The following is a 404-nucleotide window of genomic DNA, read 5'->3' on the forward strand; positions in this document are numbered from 1 at the left end:
CGTGGTATCATCCGTACGGGTGAAGAGGTTGAGATTGTTGGTATCAAAGAAACAACAAAAACAACTGTAACTGGTGTTGAAATGTTCCGTAAATTACTTGACGAAGGTCGTGCAGGTGAGAACGTAGGTGCATTATTACGTGGTACAAAACGTGAAGAAATCGAACGTGGTCAAGTATTAGCGAAACCAGGTTCAATCACCCCACACACAGACTTCGAATCAGAAGTTTACGTATTATCAAAAGAAGAAGGTGGTCGTCATACTCCATTCTTCAAAGGTTACCGTCCACAATTCTACTTCCGTACAACGGACGTAACAGGTACTATCGAATTACCAGAAGGTGTTGAGATGGTAATGCCAGGCGATAACATCAAAATGACAGTAAGCTTAATCCACCCAATCGC

Annotated in this window: 1 protein-coding gene; it reads left to right on the forward strand. The window is 42.3% G+C overall.

The features are described from left to right. On the forward strand, positions 1 to 404 hold a 404-nt coding region (locus ACWIW0_RS11385), incomplete at both ends, for an EF-Tu C-terminal domain-related protein (RefSeq protein ID WP_454453407.1).

The organism is Ursidibacter sp. B-7004-1 (assembly GCF_053654055.1).